We start from the raw sequence: 22064 nt of genomic DNA on the forward strand, positions 1-22064 counted from the left end.
CCCGCTTGTGACAGAGCCGTGACACACCCGCGCCGGTCGGCCGGTCGTGGACGGCCGATCAGATGTTAACGTCGGCGAACGCCTTCCGCGTGCAGGCACCGACGGCCGTGGTTCCGGCCCGTCGAGTGCCCCCGTGGCAGCCGGGAGCCCCGGAAGGTCCGACACCAGACCGGCCGCTCGGCCGGTACAGACACGGGAAGGTCTGCTGACTCCGTTGACCGTCATACCGCAGGTTCACCCTGCCTCCGGCGACCGCCCGAGGCACCGCCGACTGTCCCGGACGGTCGCCGCCACCGTGGTCGCCGCGAGCACCGGCCTGGCGCTGTTCTCGGTCGCCGCCTCGGCTGCTCCGGCGACCGGCTCGGACGCCCGGCAGCGCCAGTTCGCCGCCGCGGCCGCCGAGTTCAAGGTCCCGCAGAGCGTCCTGCTCGCGCTCGCCTACCAGCAGACCCGCTGGGAGTCGCACAACGGCGAGCCGAGCACCACCGGCAACTACAACGTGATGGGCCTGACCCAGGTCGACCCGTCCGAGCTGGTCTCCACGGAGGGTGGCCACCAGCACGGCCAGGGCGACGGCCTGCCGGAGCCTGCGGCCCCGGCCGCCACCACGCCGGCGCCGAAGCCGCAGGACAGCCCGGCCCTGCACACCCTGGACGAGGCCGCCGCACTGCTCGGCCGCCCGGCCGACCAGCTGCGCACCGACCCGGCGCAGAGCATCCGGGGCGGGGCCGCGCTGCTCGCCAAGTACCAGAGGGAGACCGGCGGTTCGCTCGGGACCGGTCCGGAGACCTGGTACAACGCGGTGGTCCGGTTCAGCCAGACGGCGCCCGCCGCCGGTGGCAACGTCTTCGCCGACCGGGTCTTCGAGACCGTCCGCGAGGGCGCGGCCAGGATCACCGTGGACGGCCAGGCCGTCAGCCTGGCGGCCGACGCCGCGCTGACCGTGGACCGCCCGCTGCAGTCCCGCGCCGCCACGCCGGGCAACCTGGAGTGCCCCGCGACCGTGAGCTGCACGGGCGCCTGGGCCGACGACGCCAACTACGCGGTCACCAACCGCCCGGCCGACGGTCAGAAGATCCAGTACATCGTCATCCACGACACCGAGGGGTCGTGGGACGGGACCATCTCGACCTTCAAGAACCCGGCCACCGAGGCCAGTGCGCACTACCTGGTCGGTGCCGGCGGCACCCACGACGGCCAGGTCGCCCAGCTGGTCAACACCAAGAACACCGCCTGGCACGCGGGCAACAAGACCTTCAACATGCACAGCATCGGTCTGGAGCACGAGGGCTACGCCCTCGGCCAGAACGCCAACAAGCAGCCGACCTGGTACACCGAGCAGCTCTACCGCTCCTCGGCCGAGCTGACCAAGTTCCTGGCCGGGAAGTACGGCATCCCGCTGGACCGGCAGCACATCATCGGGCACGACGAGATCCCGAAGCCGATCGACTCGGTGCCGCCGATGCACTGGGACCCGGGCACGTTCTGGGACTGGTCGCACTACATGGACCTGGCCGGCGCGCCGGTCCGGGCCGCCGCCGGTGGTTCGCTGCTGGTCGGCGGCAAGGTGACCATCGCCCCGCCGTTCGACGCCAACAACCAGCCGCCGGTGGCCGAGACGGGCCCGCGCCCGCAGAACTTCGTCTACCTGCGCCAGTCCCCCGACGGCGCGGCCGCGCTGATCAACGGCGGCACCACCGCCGCCTCGGACGTCCGCGCCAAGGCGGTCGCCGGGAGCAGCTACGTGGTGGCCGCCCAGCAGGGTGACTGGACCGCGATCTGGTACGACGGCGTGCAGGGCTGGTTCCACAACCCGAACGGCCAGAGCGCCGCCGCCGACAACCGCCGCGGCCAGAACGTCGCGACCCCGCGTGCCGGTGTCGCGAGCATCCCGCTGTACGGCCGGGCCTACCCGGAGCAGGCGGCGTACGCCAAGTACCCCGGTGTGACGTACAACCCCACCTCGCACAACCCCGTCCCGCTGAACGTGAGCGTCCCGGCCGGGCAGAAGTACACCCTGCTCAGCGACACCCCGGTCAAGGGCGACATCTTCTACGACGTCAACGGCGTGCAGGCCGTGGTGACCGGCGACGACACCTACTACCCGGTCCGCTACGGCCACCGGCTGGGCTTCCTGAAGTCCACCGACGTCGACCTGACCGTGGCCACCGTCCCGCCGGCCGCCGGTTACACCCCGGTCGGCCCGAAGCGGCTGATGGACACCCGGGAGGGCCTCGGCGGCTCGACCCGCCTGGGCGGCGCGGGCACCGCCTCGCTCCAGGTCACCGGCGGCAACACCGGTGTCCCGGCGGACGCCACCGCGGTGATCCTGAACGTGACGGCCGTCTCGCCCAGCCAGGGCGGCTACGTGACGGTCTACCCGGACGGCCAGCCCCGCCCGGTCGCCTCGAACCTCAACTTCACGGCCGGCCAGATCGTGCCGAACCTGGTCGTGGTCCCGGTGGTCAACGGCAAGGTGAACTTCTTCAACGCGGCCGGCACCGTCGACCTGCTGGCCGACATCACCGGCTACTACTCCCCCAGCGGCAGCTCGAAGTTCACCAGCGCGGGCCCGGCCCGGCTGCTGGACACCCGGTCGTCCGGCGCGGTCGGCCCGAACAGCTCGGTCACCCTCCAGGTCTCGGGCCGCGAGGGCGTGCCCGCCGACGCCACCGGCGTGATCCTGAACGTCACCGTCACCGAGCCGAGCACCACCGGCTTCCTGACCGTCTACCCGCACGGCACCAGCCGCCCCGGGGTCTCCAACCTGAACTTCACGCCCGGCCAGACCGTCCCCAACCTGGTGATGGTCCCGCTGGTGGACGGCAAGGTGGACTTCTACAACCCGGCCGGCACCGTCCAGGTGATCGCGGACATCACCGGTTACTACTCCCCGGGCGGCAGCTCGAAGTTCACCAGCGCGGGCCCGACCCGCCTGCTGGACACCCGCGAGGGCCTCGGCGGCTCCACCCGCCTCGGCCCCGACGGCGTGGCCACCCTCCAGGTGGCCGGCAAGGCCGGGCTGCCCGACTCCGGCGTCACCGCCGTCGTCCTCAACGTCACGTCGGTCAACGGCAGTTCGCCCGGCTACGTGACCGTCTACCCGGACGGCACGCCGCGCCCCGAGGTCTCCAACCTCAACTTCCTGGCCAACCAGGTGATCCCGAACCTGGTCGTGGTCCCGGTGGTCAACGGCAAGGTGAACTTCTTCAACAAGGCCGGCACGATCGACCTGATCGCCGACATCACCGGCTACTACACGGCGGGCTGACCAACTCCCGCCCGGTGAAACGACGGTGGCCCGCCCCCTTCCTGCGAAGGGGGCGGGCCACCGTCGTTGGAGCGGACTACGCCGGGGCGAAGTAGCCGAACAGGTCGGCGATCAGCTCCACGTCGCCCTGACTCCCGTTGTAGAAGGCGTTCTTGCCTCCCGCACCGGTGGCCACCACCACGTGGTTCGGAACGGTCTGCCCCGTCACCCAGTTGAGGTTCGAGACCACCGGCCGCTCGGTGGCGTCCGGGTACACGGTCAGGAATCCCGGTGCGGCGGTTCCGGTCACCGTCACGTTCATCGCGACCGCGCTAGCACCGGGGTACTCGACCACCTCGACGCTCCGGGTGGCTCCGCCCCGCACCGTTTCGCCGGGCTCCCACTCGTCGTACCAGGGCAACGAGCCCCGGGTGTCGGCCTTCCGCACCGGCACCAGCGCGTGGAACTGGTCGCCCCCGGTCTTGGTGTAGCACCCCGCGAGATCGGCGATCAGCTGGACCTGGCCCGGGCCGCTACCGGCCACGAACAGCGAGACCTTGCCGTCCTTCACCGGGACGGTCACCAGGTTCGGGACCACCTGGCCCTTGACCCAGTTGAGGCTGGACGCGGTCGGCCGCTGCTCTCCGTGCGGGTAGGCGGTCAGGAAACCGCCGTCGGTGGCGTCCGCCACCGTCACGTTCAGGGTCACGGCGGTGACGCCGGTGGCGGGCACCCCGTTCGCCCCGGTCACCTGGAGGTCGACCGTACCGCCCTGCCGGACCGGCGCCTTGGCGGCACCCAGGCCCTCGCGGGTGTCGAGCAGCCGCACCGGGGACTTGGCGGTGAAGCCGCTGCCCTTGGTGCTGTAGAAGCCGAGCAGGTCGGCCAGCACGTGCACGGTGCCGCCGCTGCCGTTGAAGAACGACACCTTGCCGTCCCGGACCTGAGTGGTCACCAGGTTCGGGATCGTCTGCCCGGCGGTCCAGTTGAGGTTCGAGGCGGTCGGCCGCTCCGCGCCGTGCGGATACACCGTCAGGAAGCCGCCGCCGGTGGACTCGGTGACCGTCACGTTCATGGTCACGGCCGTCACACCATCGGCCGGCAGCCCGTTCAGCCCAGTGACCGGCAAGTCCATCGTGGCCCCCGGAGCGACCGGCACCCGGGCCGGGACACCGGTCGCCTCCCGGGTGTCCAGTACCCGGACCGGCCCGACGGGGGTGTAGCGGGACCCGAAGTTGACCAACTCCTCCGCGCCCCGGTCCCGCCGTCCGCTGCCGGTCCCGGTGTCGGCCACCCAGGGGTCGTCCAGTGCCGACGATCCCCGTACGTCCACGGCCGACATGCCGGGCGCGCTCTCGTCCGCCGAGTCGATCGCCGGGGAGGTCCGCTCCCCCGTGTCACCCACCGAGCCGGGCAGGTTGGGCGCACCGATGACATCGTGCGCCCCCTGGCCGGAGGCCGCCGCGAACTGCGCGACCTCGTCGTACACGGTGCCCGCCCAGCTGTAGGCGGGCAGGCCGGCCCCGCTGTCGTGAAGGTTGTACGCGACCCTGGCGCCGGCCTTCGCCTCCTGGTCCACCCACAGCCCGGCGCGCTGTCCGGGGTCCGTGCAGGTACTGCCGGTGCTGTCGGTGCTGTCGGTGAGGACGTTGTTCATGACCGTCGCCCCGGTCGAGGCACCGGTCAGCCGGATCGCGGCCTCGCAGTGGCTGTCCACAGTGTTGGCCACGATCACCGTGCCCGGGGCTCCGTCGGCCACGATGCCGGGATGCCCACCGGCGGCGATCAGGTTGGTCGAGACGACCGTGTCCCGGACTCCCGGTTCCAGCACCACCAGGCCGCTGCGCTCCCCTGAGGCGTTCCGGGCCAGCGTGACGTTCCGGGCCGCGCCGGTGACCCGGACCCGTGGGTCTTCGCCGATCAGACCGGTGAGCAGATTGCCGGACAGGTTCACCTCGGTGCCGCCGTCGATCACCACCGACTCGTGGTACCCGAGCAGTTCGACCCCGCTGATCCGGACGTGACTCACCCCGCTGAGCGTGAACGCGGGCGGCATGCCCTCGAACCGCCAGAAGCCGATCTCGGTCTGCGGGGCGCGGTACCCGGCGCCCGGACCACCCGCGCCGATGAAGGTGATCGGTGCCTCGACGGTGCCGGAGCGGGTCAGTGTGACGGACTCCCGGTACTCGCCCGCTCCGATGAGCACCGTCTGTCCCGGCTCCACCTTGGCCGCCGCGGCCGAGACGGTGCAGTACGGCTGCTCCAGTGTTCCGGTGCCCGCGTCCGAACAGTTCCCGTTGAGCTTGTTGACGTAGAGCGTGGCGCTCGCCGCCACCGCCGTACCGGCCCCGAGCGCGGGCAGACTCACCGCGCCGAGCAGCAGGACAGCCCCCGTGAATGCCGCTGTAAGAGTTCTGATGGCGTACCTCCGAAGAAGCGACTTCCCCCCACCTGAGGGTGCGTCGTCAGGATGTCCCCCGAGAGCGCCAACTCGGCGCCCACGACCTGTACTTGAAATCGGCATCAGCCGGTTTCCCCACGAACTTCGGACGGATCATCGCACACTGCTTCGACTGCGGACCAGGGGGCACCGAAGGCCGGCGGCGTTACGCAGGGCAGTTGCTCAGTACGCCTCGTAGCCGAACAGGTCGACCACCAGGTGCACGGTGCCCCCACTCCCGTTGTAGAAGAGGACCTTGTCGTCCCGGACCGGCACCACGACCTGGTTCGGCACGGTCTGCCCAGCCGTCCAGTTGAGGTTGGACGCCACCGGACGCGGCGAACCGGCCGGATAGACCGTCAGGAAGCCGGCCGCGGTGGGCTCGGTGACCGTGACGTTCATCGTCGCGCTGGTGATGTGCGGCACGCAGACGCCCAGTTCGAGCGTCTGGCCGGGAGCCACCGTGGCGGCCCGACGGGTCTCCAGGCAGGTGTTACTGCTGTCCACGCGGGTGTCCAGCAGACGCTGCGGCTGCATCGTCCGGAACGCCGTGCGCGCCCAGGCTCTGGCGCCGTAGTAGCCCGCGACGTCGGCGATCACGTGCACGGTGCCACCGCTGCCGTTGTAGAACGAGACCTTGCCGTCGACCACCGGAACGGTCACCAGGTTCGCGATGGTCCGCCCGGGCATCCAGTTCAGGTTGGAGATGACCGGACGGTCCTTCCCGTGCGGATACACCGTCAGGTAGCCACTGCTGGTGGGTTCGGTGACGGTCACGTTCAGGGTGATCGCGGTGGCCCCGGTGAACGGGACGCCGGGGACCCCCGCCTGAAGCTCGACCGTGCCACCCGGGGCGATCGGCGTCCGGCCGGGCACGCCGATGGCATTCCGGGTGTCCAGCGAGCGGGACAGGTCCCAGGGGCTGAAGAGGCTGCCGCTGCTGCTGTAGTAGCCCGCCAGGTCGGCGATCACGTCGACGGCGGCACCGCCCACGGAGAAGGTGACCGTCCCGTCCGCATCGACCGGTACGGTCGCCAGGTTGGCCACCGTCTGCCCGGCGGCCGTCCAGTTGAGGATGGAGCTACTGCCGTTCGAGGTCGACAGCCACCCGCCGCCGCTGGTGCCGGTGACCGTCACGTTCATGGTGACGGCGGCGACCCCGTCGGCCGGGACGCCGTGCGCGCCGGTGACCTTGAGCTTGCGCGTCGAGGTCAGCCGGCCGTTCGGCCCCTCGTCCCGGGTGTCCAGGATCCGGGTCGGCCCGGTCGGGGTGTAGGCGGTGCCGACGTCCCGGTACTCGGTCGCGCCCCGGTCCCGGAAACCCTTGCCGGTACCGGAGTTGGCCTGGATCGGATCGTCCACCGCGGAGTTGCCGAACGCGTCGACGTCCAGCATGCCGGGGGCGGTCTCGTCCGCCGAGTCGACGGTGGGCAGCGGGCGGTCGTGCTTCCCGATGTCCTCCCGGATCACCGCGCTGTCGAACGAGTCGTGCGCGCCCTGGCCGGTCTCCGCGGTGAAGTCCCACCGGCTGTTGTAGCTCTTGGTGCCCCACTCGTACGCCGGACGGTCGTTGACCGTGCTGAGCACGTTGTAGTCGCTCCGCAGGCCGGACAGAGCGGTCTGGGCGACCTTCACCTGCGGCCGGAGCTCCGCGCGGCACTGGTAGTCGGAGAGCTGACCCGTCGCGACCACGTTGTTGACCACCACCGCGTCGGTGGCCGCACCGCCCAGCTCGAGACCCGTCCAGCAGCTGTCGAAGACGGAGTTGCTCACCACGACGGTGGCGGGCGCGTCCACCACCGAGATACCGGTGGCGCCAGGGCCGTTGATCAGATTGGTGGTCAGCGTGGTGTGCTTCGCCCCACCGTCCACGACGATCCCGGAGCCCCACATGAACGAGAGCCAGAACCGTCCGACGGTCACGTCCCTGGAGTCGGCCCCGGTCACCCGCACCGAGGCGGCGGCAGCGCCGGTCACCTGGCCGCTCATGGCCTCGACGTCCGTGGAGTTCTCCACCAGCAGGCCGTACTGGCTCCCGGCGAAGTGCAGGTCCTTGATCCGCACGTGCTCGGCCCGCACGACCGAGAGGCCCGTCGCCAACTCGCGGCTGCCGACCGTGACGTCCGAGGGCCACTGGCCCCACACGTAGGGGGTCCTGGTGAACGTGATCGGTGCGTTCGCCGTACCGGAGCGGGTCAGCTTGACCTGCTCCGGGTAGTCGCCCGGGGCGATGCTCACGGTCTGGCCGGGCAGCACCACGTCGGCGGCCTTCTGGACGGTGCAGAACGGCTGCGCCTGCAGACCGCTGCCCGTGTCGGAACAGTGGGCGTCCGCGGCGTTGTTGACGTAGACGTTGAGCGGAGCGGCGGCCGCGCCGCCCGGCCCGAAGGCGGGCAGGGCGAGCATGCTGAGCAGTGCGGCGGCGCTCAGCGCGCCGATGCGGGTTCTGATGGCGTTCCTCCGAGGAGTCGATCGCCCGATGGCCCGCCCCCGCCGGAGCGGGGACGGGCCATCGGGCGGCTCAGGACGGTGGCTCAGTAGGACTGGAGGCCGAACATGTCGACCACGAGGTGCACGGTGCCCGCACTGCCGTTGTAGAAGGAGACCTTCTGGTTGCGGACCGGCACCACGACCTGGTTCGGGATGGTCTGCCCGGCGGTCCAGTTGATGTTGGACGCAACCGGGCGCGGCGAACCGGTCGGGAAGACCGTCAGGAAGCCGGCGGCCGTGGGCTCGGTGACCGTGACGTTCATGGTCACGCTGGTGAAGTTCTGCCAGCAGACGCCCAGTTCGAGCGTTTCGCCGGGTCGGACGGCCGCCGCCGGGCGTGTCGGGATCGTCCGGCAGGGGCCATGGCTGTCAACGCGGGTGTCCAGCATTCGGCCGGGCTGCTTCGGCCGGTACGCGTCGTGGCCCTGGGCGCTGTAGTAGCCCGCGACGTCGGCGATCACGTGCACCGTGCCGCCACTGCCGTTGTAGAACGAGACCTTGCCGTCCACCACCGGGACCGTCACCAGGTTGGCGAGGGTCCGCCCGGGCGTCCAGTTCAGGCTGGAGATGACCGGACGGTCCTTCCCGTGCGGATACACCGTCAGGTAACCGCCACCGGTGGGCTCCGTGACCGTCACGTTCATCGTCACGGCGGTGACCCCGGTGGCCGGGACACCGTTGTTGCCTGCCACCTGGAGCTCGACGGTGCCACCGGGGGCGACCGGCGTGCGGCCTGGCACCCCGACGGCCTCCCTGGTGTCCAGCGCACGGGACGGATCGGTCGCGGTGAAGATGCTGCCGCTGCCGCTGCCGCTGTAGTAGCCCGCCAGGTCGGCGATCAGGTCCACGCTGGAGCCACCCAGGGAGAACGTGACCGTACCGTCCTGATCGACCGGCACGGTCACCAGGTTGGCCACCGTCTGGTCGGGCCCCGACCAGTTGAGCACCGAACTGCTGCCGTTTGAGGTCGAAAGGTAACCGCCACTGCTGGTCGCGGTGACGGTCACGTTCATCGTGACGGCGGCGACCCCGTCGGCCGGGACCCCGTTCGCACCGGTGACCTTGAGCTTGCGCGTCGAGACCAGTCGGCCGCTCGGCCCCTCGTCCCGGGTGTCCAGGATCCGGGTCGGCCCGGTCGGGGTGTAGGCGGTGCCGACGTCAATCAACTCGCTGGCACCCCGGTCCCGGAAGCCCTTTCCGGTACCGGAGTTGGGCTTGATCGGGTCGTCCACCGGGGCGAAGCCGTCCAGGTCGACATCCAACATGCCGGGCGCGCTCTCGTCCGCCGAGTCGACGGTGGGCAGCGGACCTGCGTGCTTGTCGCCCTGGTAGTCCATCGCCAAGCTGGCGAACGAGTCGTGCGCGCCCTGGCCCGTCGCGGCCGTGAACGTCTGCTGGTTGTCGTAGTTCACCGGGCCCCACTGGTAGGCCGGACGGCCGTTGACCGCGCTGACCACGTTGTAGTCGGCGCGGAGACCGGATCTAGCCACCGAGCCGACCTTCACCAGGGGCACCGGCTGGGAACAGTAATCGTTCGCAAGGATGTTCGCTGCGACCACGTTGTTGACCACAACGGCATCGGTGGACTCGCCGCTGAGCTCCAGCTCGGTGTGGCACTCCGAGTAGAGCGTGTTGCTCACCACGACGATGGCAGGCGAGTCGACGACCGAAACGGCATGGTTCGCGTCGATCCAGTTGGTGGTCAGTGTGGTGTTCTTCGCCCCACCGTCGACCACGATCCCGGCCGCCGAGTAGTGCCTGACGTTGAATCGGCCGATGGTCACGTTCCGGGAGTCGGCACCGGTGACCCGCACCGCCGCGACGGAGGAGGTCTGGCCCCAGCCCTCGATGTCGCCGCGCATTGCCTGGACGTCGACGGAGTTCTCCACCAACAGACCCTGCTGGCTCCCGGAGAACCCGAGATCGCGAATCCGCACGTGCTGGGCACCCACCACCGAGAAGCCGGTGGCGACTTGGGAGGAGCCGATCGTGCTTCTCACCATGGTCGGTGGAGCCGAAGACGGGCCCGCGAAGGTGATCGGTGCACCCTCCGTCCCCGAGCGGGTCAGCTTCACCGCCTCCGGGTACGTGCCGTTGGCGATGTTCACCGTCTGGCCCGGCAGCACCGCGTCGGCGGCCGCCTGGACGGTGCAGAACGGCTGCGCCTGCAGACCGCCGCCTGCGTCCGAACAGTGCGCCTCCGCAGCGTTGTTGACATAGATGTTGAGCGGAGCGGCAGCCGCACCGCCGGGCCCGAAGGCGGGCAACGCCAGCACGCCGAGCAGTACGGCGCCCGCGAGGGCCCCTGTACGAGTTCTGATGGTGTTCCTCCGAAGAAGTGGGATTGCTGCGGGGCGGTTGCTCAGTACGACTGGTAGCCGAACATGTCGACCACGAGGTGCACCGTGCCGCCGCTGCCGTTGTAGAAGGAGACCTTCTGGTTCCGGACCGGCACCACGACCTGGTTCGGGATGGTCTGCCCGGCGGTCCAGTTGAGGTTGGACGCCACCGGGCGCGGCGAGCCGGTCGGATAGACCGTCAGGAAGCCGGCCGCGGTGGGCTCGGTGACCGTGACGTTCAGGGTCGCGCTGGTGATGTCCTGCCAGCAGACGCCCAGTTCGATCGTCTGGCCGGGGGTCACGACGGCCGCCTGACGGTTCTTCATGCAACCGTCCTGGGTGTTCGTGCGGGTGTCCAACAAGCGGTTCGGCTGCATCACCCGGTAAACGTCGTGACCCGAGGCGCCGTAGTAGCCCGCGACGTCGGCGATCACGTGCACGGTGCCGCCGCTGCCGTTGTAGAACGAGACCTTGCCGTCCACCACCGGGACGGTCACCAGGTTGGCGATGGTCCGCCCGGGCGTCCAGTTCAGGCTGGAGATGACCGGGCGGTCCTTCCCGTGCGGATACACCGTCAGGTAACCGCCGCCGGTGGGCTCGGTGACCGTCACGTTCATCGTGACGGCGGTGGCCCCGGTGGTCGGGACGCCGTTGTGGCCTGCCACCTGGAGCTCGACCGTGCCACCGGGCGCGACCGGCGTGTGACCGGGCACGCCGATGGCCTCCCGGGTGTCCAGCGAACGGGACGGGTCGGTCGCGGTGAAGATGCTGCCGCTGCCGCTGTAGTAGCCCGCCAGGTCAGCGATGACGTCCACTGCGGAGCCACCCAGGTAGAAGGTGACCATGCCATCCACATCGACCGGTACGGTCACCAGGTTGGCCACCGTCTGCCCGGCCGCCGACCAGTTGAGGACGGAGCTGCTGCCGTACGAGGTCGACAGGTAGCCGGCGCTGCTGGTGGCGGTGACGGTCACGTTCATGGTGACCGCCTTGGTGACGAAGGTCGGGACGCCGTTCGAGCCGGTGACCTTGAGCCGGCGCATCGAGGTCAGCCGGCCGTTCTCCCCCTCGTCCCGGGTGTCCAGGATTCGGGTCGGCCCGGTCGGGGTGTAGGCGGTACCGACGTTCAGGTACTCGGTCGCACCCCTGTCCCGGAAGCCCTTGCCGGTACCGGAGTTGGCCTTGACCGGGTCGTCCACCGGGCCTTGGCCGGCCACGTCGACGCCCAGCATCCCGGGCGCACTCTCGTCCGCCGAGTCGACGGTGGGCAGCGGGCCGAGGTGCCTGTCACCCTGGTACGGGATCACCGGGCTGTCGAACGAGTCGTGCACGCCCTGGTTGGTCTCCGTGGCGAAGGTCGCCTGGCTGCTGTAGCTCTCGCTGCCCCACTGGTACGCCGGACGGCCGCCGACCGCGCTGACCACGTTGTAGTCGGCCCTCAGGCCGGACCTGGACTCGGCGCTGATCTTCACCTGCGGGGTCTGCGAGCCGCAGTTGCCGTCCGACATGGACTCGGCCGCGACCACGTTGTTCATCAGGACGGCGTCGGGAGACTTCCCGGCCAGCTCCAGTCCGACCCGGCAGCCGGCGTACAGCGAGTTGCTCACCACGACCGTGCCGGGCGAGTCCACCACCGAGACGGCGGTGGCCGAACCGGAGTTGACCAGATTGGTGGTCAGCGTGGTGCCCTTCGCACCGCCGTCCACCACCATTCCGACACCCGGGGCGTTGAGGAGCGTGAACCGGCCGATGGTGACTTTCTGGGAGTCGGCACCGGTGACCCGCACCGCAGCGGTGCTGCCACCGACCACCCCACCGTCCGTCACCCGGACGTCGCCGGAGTTCTCCACCAGCAGGCCGAACTGGCTTCCGGAGAACGAGAGACCACGGATCCAGACGTGCTGGGCCCCCACCACCGAGAATCCGGCCGTGCTCCCGGCGGAGCCGACGTTCACGAAGTTCGGCGTCCAGTGCCCACCGGGGCCCGCGAAGGTGATCGGCGCCCCCTGGTTCCCCGAGCGGGTCAGCTTCACGGACTCCCGGTACTCGCCCTGGGCGACGTTCACGGTCTGCCCCGGCAGCACCACGTCGGCGGCCGCTTGCACGGTGCAGAACGGCTGCGACTGCAGACCGCTCCCCGCGTCCGAACAGTGGGCATCCACAGCGTTGTTGACGTAGATGTTGAGCGGAGCGGCAGCCGCGCCGCCCGGCCCGAAGGCGGGCAGCGCCAGCGCGCCCAGCAGTACGGCGGCGCTCAGCGCGCCGACACGAGTTCTGATGACGGTCCTCCGAAGAAACCGGCCGATGCCCGCCCCCACCGGAGTGGGGACGGGCCTGCGGTGGAGCGATTGATCAGTACCCCTGGTAGCCGAACACGTCGACCACCAGGTGCACGGTGCCGCCACTGCCGTTGTAGAAGGCGACCTTCTGGTTCCGGACCGGCACCACGACCTGGTTCGGGACGGTCTGCCCGGCGGTCCAGTTGATGTTGGAAGCGGTCGGGCGGGGCGAACCGGCCGGATAGACCGTCAGGAAGCCGGCCGCGCTGGGCTCGGTGACCGTGACGTTCATCGTCGCGCCGGTGATGTCCTGCCAGCAGATGCCCAGTTCGATCGTCTGGCCGGGAGCCACAGCGGCCGCCTGACGGGTCTGCCTGCATCCGTCCTCGGTGTTCGAGCGGGTGTCCAGCAGGCGGTTCGGCTGGAGAGCCCGGAACACGCTGTGCCCGGCGGCGCTGTAGTAGCCCGCGACGTCGGCGATCACGTGCACGGTGCCGCCGCTGCCGTTGAACAGCGAGACCTTGCCGTCCACCACCGGGACCGTCACCAGGTTGGCAAGGGTCCGCCCGGGTGTCCAGTTCAGGTTGGAGATGGTCGGACGGGTCTGGCCGTGCGGATACACCGTCAGGTAGCCGCCACCGGTGGGCTCGGTGACCGTCACGTTCATGGTCACGGCCGTCACCCCGGTGGCCGGGACGCCGTTGACGCCCGCCACCTGCAGGTCCACGGTGCCGCCCGGGGCGACCGGCGTCCGGCTGGTCACGCCGATCGCATTCCGGGTGTCGAGTGCGCGGGACGGGTCGGTGGAAGTGAAGATGCTGCCGCTGCCGCTGTAGTAGCCCGCCAGGTCGGCGATCAGATCGACGGAATCTCCACCCAGGTAGAAGGTGACCATGCCCTCGTCGTCGACCGGGACGGTCACCAGGTTGGCCACCGTCTGCCCGGCACCCGACCAGTTGAGGAACGAGCTGCTGCGAAGCGTGGTCGACAGGTAGCCGGCACTGCTGGTCGCGGTGACGGTCACGTTCATGGTGACCGCCTTGACCCCGGTCGCCGGGACGCCGTTCGCGCCCGCGACCTTGAGCTGGCGCATGAAGGACACTCGGCCGGCCCTCCCCTCGTCCCGGGTGTCCAGGATCCGGGTCGGCCCGGTCGGGGTGTAGGCGGTACCGACACTCACCAGCTCGGTCGCGCCGCGGTCCCGGAAACCCTTCCCGGTACCGGAGTTGGCCTTGACCGGGTCGTCCACCGGGGCGTAGCCGTTCGCGTCGACGTCCAGCATGCCGGGGGCGCTCTCGTCCGCCGAGTCGACGGTGGGCAGCGGGCCGACGTGCTTGTCACCCTGCCACGGGATCACCGCGCTGCCGAACGAGTCGTGCACGCCCTGCCCGGTCTCCGCAGTGAACTTCGCCTGGTTGTCGTAGCTTTCGGTACCCCACAGGTACGCCGGGCGGCCACCGACCGCGCTGACCACGTTGTAGTCGGCCCGCAGACCGGACCTGGCCACGTCCCCAATCTTCACCTGCGGCTGCTTGTCCCAGCAGGTGCCGTCCGAGTCCGTGTCCGTCGCCACCACATTGTTGACCAGCACCGCATCGGTGCTCTCACCAGCCAGCTCAAGGCCCGTCCGGCAATGGCCGAAGAGGGAGTTGCTCACCACGATGGTGGCAGGCGAGTCGACCACCGAGACGGGCGTGCCACTACCGGTGTTGACCATGTTGGTGGTGAGCGTGGTGTTCTTCGCTCCCCCGTCCACCACGATCCCGGCTCCCTGGTACCAGAGCCGGAACCGGCCGATGGTCACGTACCTGGAGTCGGCTCCGGTCACCCGCACCGAGGCGGTGGCGGCACCGGTCACCTGGCCGCTCATCACCACGACGTCCGTGGAGTTCTCCACCACCACGCCGTACTGGCTCGCGGCGAAACCGAGGTCCTTGATCCGTACGTGCTGGGCGCCCACCACCGAGAAGCCCGTCGCCAGGCCGGTGCTTCCGATCGTCCCTTCCCAGATCTGGTGCTCCCACGGGGCAAGGGCTCCCCTGAAGGTGATCGGCGAACTCTCGGTCCCCGAACGGGTCAGTTTGACCGACTCCGGGTACGTGCCCTTGGAGATGTTCACGGTCTGTCCTGGCAGCACCGCGTCGGCGGCCGCCTGGACGGTACAGAACGGCTGCGCCTGCAGACCGCTGCCCGCATCCGAACAGTGCGCATCCGCAGCGTTGTTGACATAGATGTTGAGCGGAGCGGCCACCGCACCGCCCGGCCCGAAGGCAGGCAGCGCCAGCGCGCCGAGCAGTGCGGTGGCGCTCAGCGCGCCGATGCGAGTTCTGATGTTCTCCCCCAGTGGGTACGGAGCCGGCCCCCGGCCGGCCCGGTGGTGCGCAGAAGCGATCCGGTGCGCCGATGGCCCGCCCCGTGACCGGGACGAGCCATCAGCTGAGGTTCGATCAGTAGGCGTGGTAGCCCAGGATGTCGACCACGAAGTGGCTGTTGCCACCGCTGCCGTTGTAGAGCGAGATCTCGCCGTTCTCGTTGACCGGCACGACCACCTGGTTGGCGATGGTCTGGTTCGCGGACCAGTTCAGGCTGGAGGCCACCGGACGCTGGCCACCGGCCGGGTAGATGGTCAGGTAACCCGCCGCGGTGGGCTGGGTGACCGTCACGTTGAGCACCACGGACTTGGCCCGGACCGGGATGGTGGTCATGGTGAGGGTGTCACCGGCGGCGACCGCACCGGCCCGGCGGGTCATCTGCTCCTCGGTGTAGTCGTCCTCCCGGGTGTCCATCAGCCGCCACGGACCGACCGGGTTGTAGGTCGCGTACCCGCTCGCGCTGTAGTAGCCCGCCAGGTCGGCCAGCACCTCGACGGTGCCACCCTCGCCACCGGCGTAGAACGACACCTTGCCGTCGACGACCGGAACCGTCACCAGGTTCGGAATCGTCAGCCCGGGCGTCCAGTTGAGGTTCGACGCGGTCGGGCGGGGCTTGCCGTGCGGGTAGACCGTCAGGAAGCTGCCCTTGGTCGGGGCGGTCACCGTGACGTTGAGGGTCACGGCCGTCACGCCGGTGGCGGGCACGCCGCTCACCCCGGCGACCTGAAGGTCGATCGAACTGCCCATCTGCAGCGGCGCCTTGGCCACCCCGACACCCTCACGGGTGTCCATCAGCCGGACCGGGCCGGCCGAGGTGAACGGGCTGCCCTTCTCGCTGTAGTAGCCCGCCAGGTCGGCCAGCACCTCGACGGTGCCACCCTCGCCACCGGCGTAGAACGACACCTTGCCGTCAATGACCGGAACCGTCACCTGGTTCGGAATCGTCTGCCCGGCAACCCAGTTGATGCTGGAAGCGGTCGGTCGGGTGGCCCCCTCGGGGTACTCGGCCCCGTGCGGGTAGACGGTCAGGTAGCTGCCCTTGGTCGGCGCTGTCACCGTGACGTTCAGCGTCACGGCGGTGACACCCGTGGCGGGCACGCCGTTGACCCCAGCCACCTGCAGGTCGATCGAACTGCCCATCTTCAGCGGCGCCTTGGCCACTCCGACACCCTCACGGGTGTCCATCAACCGCACCGGACCGGCCGGCGTGAAGACACTGCCGAAGCCGAGGAACTCGTCGGCGCCCCGGTCCCGGATCCCGCTGCCCGTACCGGTGTTGGGGACGACCGGGTCGTCCTTGGCCTCATGGCCCCAGCTGTCGAGCGGCAGCATGCCGGGCGCGTTCTCGTCGGCCGAGTCGATGATCGGCGAGAGCTGCGGCGTCTTGCCGTCGTACGGGATGGACGGGTCGGCCACCACGTCGTGCGTACCGTCGCCGGAGGCCGCGTGGAAGGCAGCCTGGTCCCGGTAAGCGACGCCCGCCCAGTCGTAAACCGGACCACCGGCGACCGGGCTGATCACGTTGTAGTCGACGTCCGCCGTCGGGGCAGCGGCGGCAGACACGGTAAGCCCGGTGCTGTCCTTGCCCGCCGGGCAGGCACCGCTCGGGTAGTTTTTGGAGGTGTCGATCACGTTGTTCCGGACCACCGCACCGGTGGAAGCACCGGCCAGCACGATGCCGTTGCCGCAGCTGCTCTTGACGGTGTTGCTCACCACCACCGTGTTCGGCGACCCGAGCACGACCAGCGCCGGGTACGAGTCGGACGAGTTGACGAAGAACCGGTTGGTGCTGATCACCGTGCCGGTCACCCCGGCGTCGACCACCACGTTGCTGTTGCCGACGTAGGAGAAGTCCATCCCCGCCACCCGCACGTCACTGGAGGTCCCGGCGATCCGGATGCCCGGTGCCGAGGGGCCACCGCCCCAGACCGAACCACGCAGCAGCGAGATCTTCGAGGAGTTCTCGATCAGCACCGCCTCCGCGCCGCTGCCGGTGAACTCGACGCCCTCGAACGAGACGTGCTGCGCACCGGAGGCCCAGAGCGCGTGCAACCCGGCCTTCCAGTCCGTCTTGCCGATCTGGACGCCACCCATGGCGTCCACCCGGTCGGCCCCGACGAAGCGGATCGGCGCACCGGCCGTACCCGACTTGGTGAGCTTCAGCTGCTCGTCGTACCGGCCGGTCGCGATGTGCACCGTCTGCCCGGCCTCGGCCTTCCCGGCCGCCGCCGACACGGTGCAGAACGGCGCCGTCGGCAGGCCGGAGCCCGCGTCGGTGCAGTTCGACCCGGCCGCGTTGTTCACATACAGATCGGCGGTCGCGGCCCCGGCAACGCCGGGCCCGACCACGGGTGCCACCAGGGCAGCCAGAATCGCGGCGCCCGCCAGGGCGCCTCTTCGCGTCTTGATGTTGTCCCCCACGTACTCAGTGTCAGAAGACCGTGCGTTGCTCAGTGTCAGAAGCCCGTTCGCGGCCGACCGGCAGGGGCAGAATGCCGCGCCTCCCACGTCCGCATGCAGAGCATGCCACACACACTTCGAACACTTCTACGGGGATTCCCCCCACCGTTCGACCGCTCACTCGCCCCCGGCCGCAGCCTCTTCCCGCCGGTGCATCCAGGCCCGCCGGTCCACGGTCGCCAGCGCGGTGTTGACCACCGCCACCCCGGCGAAGACGGCGCCCCACCCGGGCCGGCCCACGCCGTACAGAGCGGCCGCCGCGGCACCGAACACCAGCGCCTTCACCACCAGAACTCCCGGCAGCGGCACCCGTATCCGAGCCTTCGGCGCGGCGAACATCCCCCACAGCACGGCCGCCGCGGTCGGAGCAGCCATCGCCAGCAGGAACCGCAGCACCGTACTCTCCGGGGTCTGCCACCCCCACCAGGCGAGCACCGCCAGAGCCATGACCTCCAGGACGAAGGCCAGCCCCTCGTTGACCACGTGCAGGGGAGTCGGGAGCTTCATACGGCTGCCATCCTTCGTCACGAACGTGGACCGGACCGGCTACGACCAAGGGCCCCGAACCGTGGTGGTTCGGGGCCCTTGGCCAGGTGTGCCCCATGCAGGATTCGAACCTGCGACACCAGCTTTAGGAGAGCTGTGCTCTATCCCCTGAGCTAATGAGGCGTAACCACTGACAGACTAGCGGATCGTGCGCTCGGCTCTCGCGCCCTTTCCGCTCCCTCGCGCTCCAGTGGGTTCAGGAGTCGGCGGCGTCCTCGGCGGCCTTGACCTGCTCGGCGAAGTCGTCGGCCGGGATGCGTTCGACGGTCGCGCCGTGTTCGGCCGCGAAGGTGTCGACGGGCTCGGCGGACTCCTCCCTGGCGTCGAGGACCAGCAGCCCGGTACCGTCCGCGACCCTCGGGGCGAGCACGATCAGCCCGGCGCCGCCGGTCGCGCCCCGTTCCTGCTCGGCGGCGTTGCCGAGGGCTGCCCCGGCGGCGAAGCCGAGGAAGGCGCCGACCGGGCCGCCGAGCATGCCGAGCAGCCCGCCGACCACGCCGGAGCCGACCGTCGGCACGCCCGCGCCCCGGGCGAAGCTGTCGCCCATCTCCAGCAGGCCGTCCGCCGAGCGTTCCAGCACCGCGGCCTGGCGCAGGCCCGGCAGGTGCTTGGCCGGCTCCAGGGCGGAGCGGCAGGCGTCGCGGTCGGCGAAGGCGAGCAGGACGACGTTGTGCTGGTCGGTCATCGCGTTCCGATCGGTCGGTGTCGGTGTCACGCCATCCTGGACACAGCTGTCCTGACGATGCCACAGGCCACGCCCATGGGGACTCCAGCTGTCACCCCGGCGTCGTGGCGGGTAGGTGGGGCTGATGGGGTTGGGGCAGGATCGGGAGGGAGTCGGGAATGGGCGGGTCGATGGAGGGCACGAGCGACGCGGAGGGTGCGATGCGGGCACAGCGGTTGGCGCGGGTGGCCGTCGGATGCGCCGGGGCGGCCGTGCTGGTGCTGGTGACGATGGTCGGGCTGCGCGGGGTCGGGGTGATGATCGCCGGGCTGATCGGGCTGGGCGTGGCGGCCGCCGGCGTCTGGTGGGGGCTGGCGTACCGGGGGCTGGCGCGGCTGTTCGGGCTGGTGCTCGCGGTGGCGGCGCCGGTCTGGGTGCTGGGCTTCCTGGTGGACAGCGGGATGGGCGTGGCCTCGCTGCTGGCGGTGGCGCTCTGGGCCGGGGCGATGAGCACCGCGGCGGGGGCGCTGCGGCAGGACCGCAAGGAACGGACCGTCCGGGAGACCCCGGCCGCCCGGCCCGCCCGGCCGGTGCTGATCATGAACCCGAGGTCCGGCGGCGGCAAGGTCGAGAAGTTCGACCTGGTGGCGAAGGCCGAGGCGCTCGGCGCCCGGGTGGTCCTGCTGACCGACCAGGACGTCACCGAGCTGGCCCGACAGGCCGTCAGCGACGGCGCCGACCTGCTCGGCGTCGCGGGCGGCGACGGCACCCAGGCGCTGGTGGCGGCGGTCGCCGCCGAGCACCGGCTGCCGTTCCTGGTGATCTCGGCCGGCACCCGGAACCACTTCGCGATGGACCTCGGCCTGGACCGGACCGACCCGGCCCGCTGCCTGGACGCCCTCACCGACGGCGTCGAACTGAGCGTCGACCTCGGCTCGGTGGCCGGCCGGCCGTTCGTCAACACGGTCTCCTTCGGCGCGTACGCGGAGATCGTGCAGAGCCCGGAGTACCGGGACGCCAAGGCCGCCACCGCCCTCGGCGCACTGCCCGACCTGCTCGCCAACCGAGCCGGCGCCCGGCTCACCGCCCAGGCGGACGACACCCGGCTGGCGGACCCGCAGGCGCTGCTGATCAGCAACAACCCGTACGAGACCGGCGACCTGCTGGGCGCGGGCAGCCGCCCCCGGCTGGACGCCGGCCGGCTCGGGGTGCTCAGCCTGCGGGTGGACGGCGCTGCGCAGGCCGCCGAGCTGGCGCTGCGCGGCGAGTCGGCGCAGGGGCTGACCGTCCTGACGGCCCGACAGGTGACGGTGACCGCCGACAACGGCACCATCCCGGTGGCCGTGGACGGCGAGGCGCTCACGCTGCCGACCCCGGTGCGGTGCGAGATCCGGCCGGGGGCGCTGCGGGTGCTGGTGCCGCGCGACCGGCCCGGGGCGACGGCGGTGGCACCGCTGCGGGACTGGCGGCGGGTCGGCCGGCTGGCCCGGGGGCACTGATGATCGAATCGAATCGGAGCGGAAGAGGAAGTGGCGATCGATGCGTAGCCCGATGACCGGACCGATTGTGCTGGACCTGGCGGCCCTGGACCGGGCGGTGTACGGCGCGATCGCGATCACCCCGACGCCCTCGCTGGACGGCGCGATGCGGCGGCTCTCCCATGCCGCGAACCACTCGAAGATCTCCTTCGCGCTGGCCGGGCTGCTGGCCCTGCGTGGCGGGCCAGCCCGGCGGGCGGCGCTGCTCGGGGTGGCCGCGATCGGGGTCGCCTCGGCCGCGGCCAACCTGCTGGGCAAGAACCTGGTGCGGCGGGAGCGGCCGGACCGGCTCGGCGCGCTGGTGCCCGAAGCCCGGCACGTGCGGATGCCCACCTCGGCGTCGTTCCCCTCCGGGCACTCGGCCTCGGCCTTCGCCTTCGCCGTCGCGGTGGGGGCCGAACTGCCCAGGACCGCCGTGCCGTTGAGCCTGCTGGCGGCCACCGTGGCGTACTCACGGGTGCACACCGGCGTCCACTACCCGGGCGACGTGGTGGCCGGCGCACTGCTCGGCGTGGCCTCGGCGACGGCCGTCCGGATCACGTTGACCTGAGTATTCGCAGCGGCGCAAGGTTGCACTATCCAGGGGCTCGGGGAACTGCGAAAGTGCCTGACCAGCTACGCACGGATCACCTTTTACGAGGTCGGCGTCGCAGTTCCCCGAGCCCCTGATGGCTGATGCCCGGAGCGCAGCAGGAGCCCCTCCAGGTAGTGCTCCAGGCGGTCGGTCAGCAGGGCCGGGGTGAGGTCGGTGCGGCCCAGCTCGCGCCAGGGGACGGCGACCTTCTCGGCATCCGGGGCGTAGGCGAGGGCGTCCAGCAGCCGCCAGTACAGCCGGGCGTCGCGGTTCGGGTCGAGCGTGCCGCCGGCGGCGGTGTAGCGGGCGGCGAACCGTAGGCCCTCGGCCGGGCCGTGCAGCAGTGCCAGTGCGGTGGAGCAGTGCGCCACGTCCAGGTCGGCCGGGCCCCAGGAGGTCTCCACCCAGTCGACCACCCCGCTGATCCGCAGGTCCTCGCCGGTCCCGCTGAACAGCACGTTGCCGGGGTGGAAGTCCCGGTGCAGGAAGGTGCCCCGGTACGGCGGCGGCTCACGGTCGATCAGCTGCACCGCGCGCTCCCAGAGCTCGGGCCGGCCGGTCTCCCGGGGCACCCGGACCCGCTCCGGGCCGGTCCAGGGCTGGTACGCGCGGGGGCGGGTGGTGACGTCGGTGCGGTGGATCGCCAGCAGCTGTCGGGCCATCAACTCGGCGCGGGGGACGGCCTCGTGGTCGTCCAGGCGCACCTGGCCGGGCAGCAGGGTCATCAGCAGGGACGGGTGGTCGCAGTGCGAACCGGTCGGGTCCACGGCGTGCAGCGCGGCAGCGGGCACCTCTGTGGGGCCGAGCAGGGTCAGCATCTCGGCCTCCCGGCCGAGCAGGGCCTCGGCGTGCTCCAGGAAGAACGGCTGGACGAAGGATCGCAGTACCAGATGGCCGGGCTCGCCGCCGGGCCGGTCGATCCGCAGCCGCCGCATCTCGGAGGTCCAGCCCCCGCGCAGCCGCTCCACCGCGCCGATCCGCTCCCCCGGCCCCAGGGTCGAGGTGACCCAGGCCCGGGTGGTGGACCAATCGTGATCGTGAACACGCTCTTCCTCGGCCATGGCGGCGACCCTATCGGGCAGGGTTAGCCCGATGACGGATCTTTCCGGGAG

12 protein-coding genes and 1 tRNA gene are annotated in these 22064 nt (G+C 70.8%); 3 read left to right on the forward strand and 10 right to left on the reverse strand.

What is annotated here, in order from left to right; translation table 11 throughout:
• The first annotated feature begins 214 nt into the window (after positions 1 to 214).
• Positions 215 to 3271, forward strand: coding sequence for an N-acetylmuramoyl-L-alanine amidase (locus F4556_RS14445; RefSeq protein WP_184915197.1), 3057 nt, complete (start codon positions 215 to 217; stop codon positions 3269 to 3271).
• Between the two features lie 76 nt (positions 3272 to 3347).
• Here the strand turns inward: F4556_RS14445 and F4556_RS38160 are convergent, their stop codons facing one another.
• The 9 genes from F4556_RS38160 to F4556_RS14490 all read right to left on the reverse strand — a co-directional run bounded on the left by F4556_RS38160 (position 3348) and on the right by F4556_RS14490 (position 18861).
• Positions 3348 to 5618, reverse strand: coding sequence for a NosD domain-containing protein (locus F4556_RS38160; protein ID WP_184915200.1), 2271 nt, complete (start codon positions 5616 to 5618; stop codon positions 3348 to 3350).
• Positions 5619 to 5873: 255 nt separating this feature from the next.
• The gene (locus F4556_RS14455) at positions 5874 to 8096 is read right to left on the reverse strand and encodes a right-handed parallel beta-helix repeat-containing protein (RefSeq protein WP_184915203.1); all 2223 of its coding nucleotides are present in this window, start codon (positions 8094 to 8096) and stop codon (positions 5874 to 5876) included.
• A gap of 128 nt (positions 8097 to 8224) precedes the next feature.
• Positions 8225 to 10456 carry a right-handed parallel beta-helix repeat-containing protein gene (locus tag F4556_RS38165; protein WP_184915206.1) on the reverse strand — a complete coding sequence of 744 codons (2232 nt, stop codon included), beginning with the start codon at positions 10454 to 10456 and terminating at the stop codon, positions 8225 to 8227.
• Between the two features lie 86 nt (positions 10457 to 10542).
• Positions 10543 to 12837 (reverse strand): right-handed parallel beta-helix repeat-containing protein, encoded by a 2295-nt coding sequence (locus F4556_RS38170; RefSeq protein ID WP_184915209.1) that lies wholly within the window; start codon positions 12835 to 12837, stop codon positions 10543 to 10545.
• 34 nt (positions 12838 to 12871) lie between these two features.
• A complete protein-coding gene (locus F4556_RS38175) occupies positions 12872 to 15049 on the reverse strand; it encodes a right-handed parallel beta-helix repeat-containing protein (RefSeq protein WP_184915212.1) in 2178 nt (725 codons plus the stop codon).
• Positions 15050 to 15245: 196 nt separating this feature from the next.
• Positions 15246 to 17591, reverse strand: coding sequence for a right-handed parallel beta-helix repeat-containing protein (locus tag F4556_RS14475; protein WP_184915215.1), 2346 nt, complete (start codon positions 17589 to 17591; stop codon positions 15246 to 15248).
• Positions 17592 to 17747: 156 nt separating this feature from the next.
• Positions 17748 to 18137, reverse strand: a complete 390-nt coding sequence (locus tag F4556_RS14480; RefSeq protein ID WP_184915218.1) for a YrdB family protein — start codon at positions 18135 to 18137, stop codon at positions 17748 to 17750.
• Between the two features lie 89 nt (positions 18138 to 18226).
• Positions 18227 to 18299 (reverse strand) — tRNA-Arg (locus F4556_RS14485).
• Between the two features lie 73 nt (positions 18300 to 18372).
• A complete protein-coding gene (locus F4556_RS14490; RefSeq protein WP_184915220.1) occupies positions 18373 to 18861 on the reverse strand; it encodes a hypothetical protein in 489 nt (162 codons plus the stop codon).
• 158 nt (positions 18862 to 19019) lie between these two features.
• Here F4556_RS14490 and F4556_RS14495 point away from each other — a divergent pair, with 158 nt between their 5' ends.
• Positions 19020 to 20339: a diacylglycerol/lipid kinase family protein gene (locus F4556_RS14495; RefSeq protein ID WP_246511019.1), complete on the forward strand. Its 1320-nt coding sequence runs from the start codon at positions 19020 to 19022 to the stop codon at positions 20337 to 20339.
• 40 nt (positions 20340 to 20379) lie between these two features.
• A complete protein-coding gene (locus tag F4556_RS14500) occupies positions 20380 to 20928 on the forward strand; it encodes a phosphatase PAP2 family protein (RefSeq protein ID WP_184915223.1) in 549 nt (182 codons plus the stop codon).
• A gap of 83 nt (positions 20929 to 21011) precedes the next feature.
• On the opposite strand, the gene F4556_RS14505 is transcribed toward F4556_RS14500, so the two are convergent.
• Positions 21012 to 22013, reverse strand: coding sequence for a phosphotransferase family protein (locus F4556_RS14505; RefSeq protein WP_184915225.1), 1002 nt, complete (start codon positions 22011 to 22013; stop codon positions 21012 to 21014).
• Positions 22014 to 22064 lie beyond the last annotated feature (51 nt).

Source organism: Kitasatospora gansuensis, assembly GCF_014203705.1.
Lineage (GTDB): Bacteria > Actinomycetota > Actinomycetes > Streptomycetales > Streptomycetaceae > Kitasatospora > Kitasatospora gansuensis.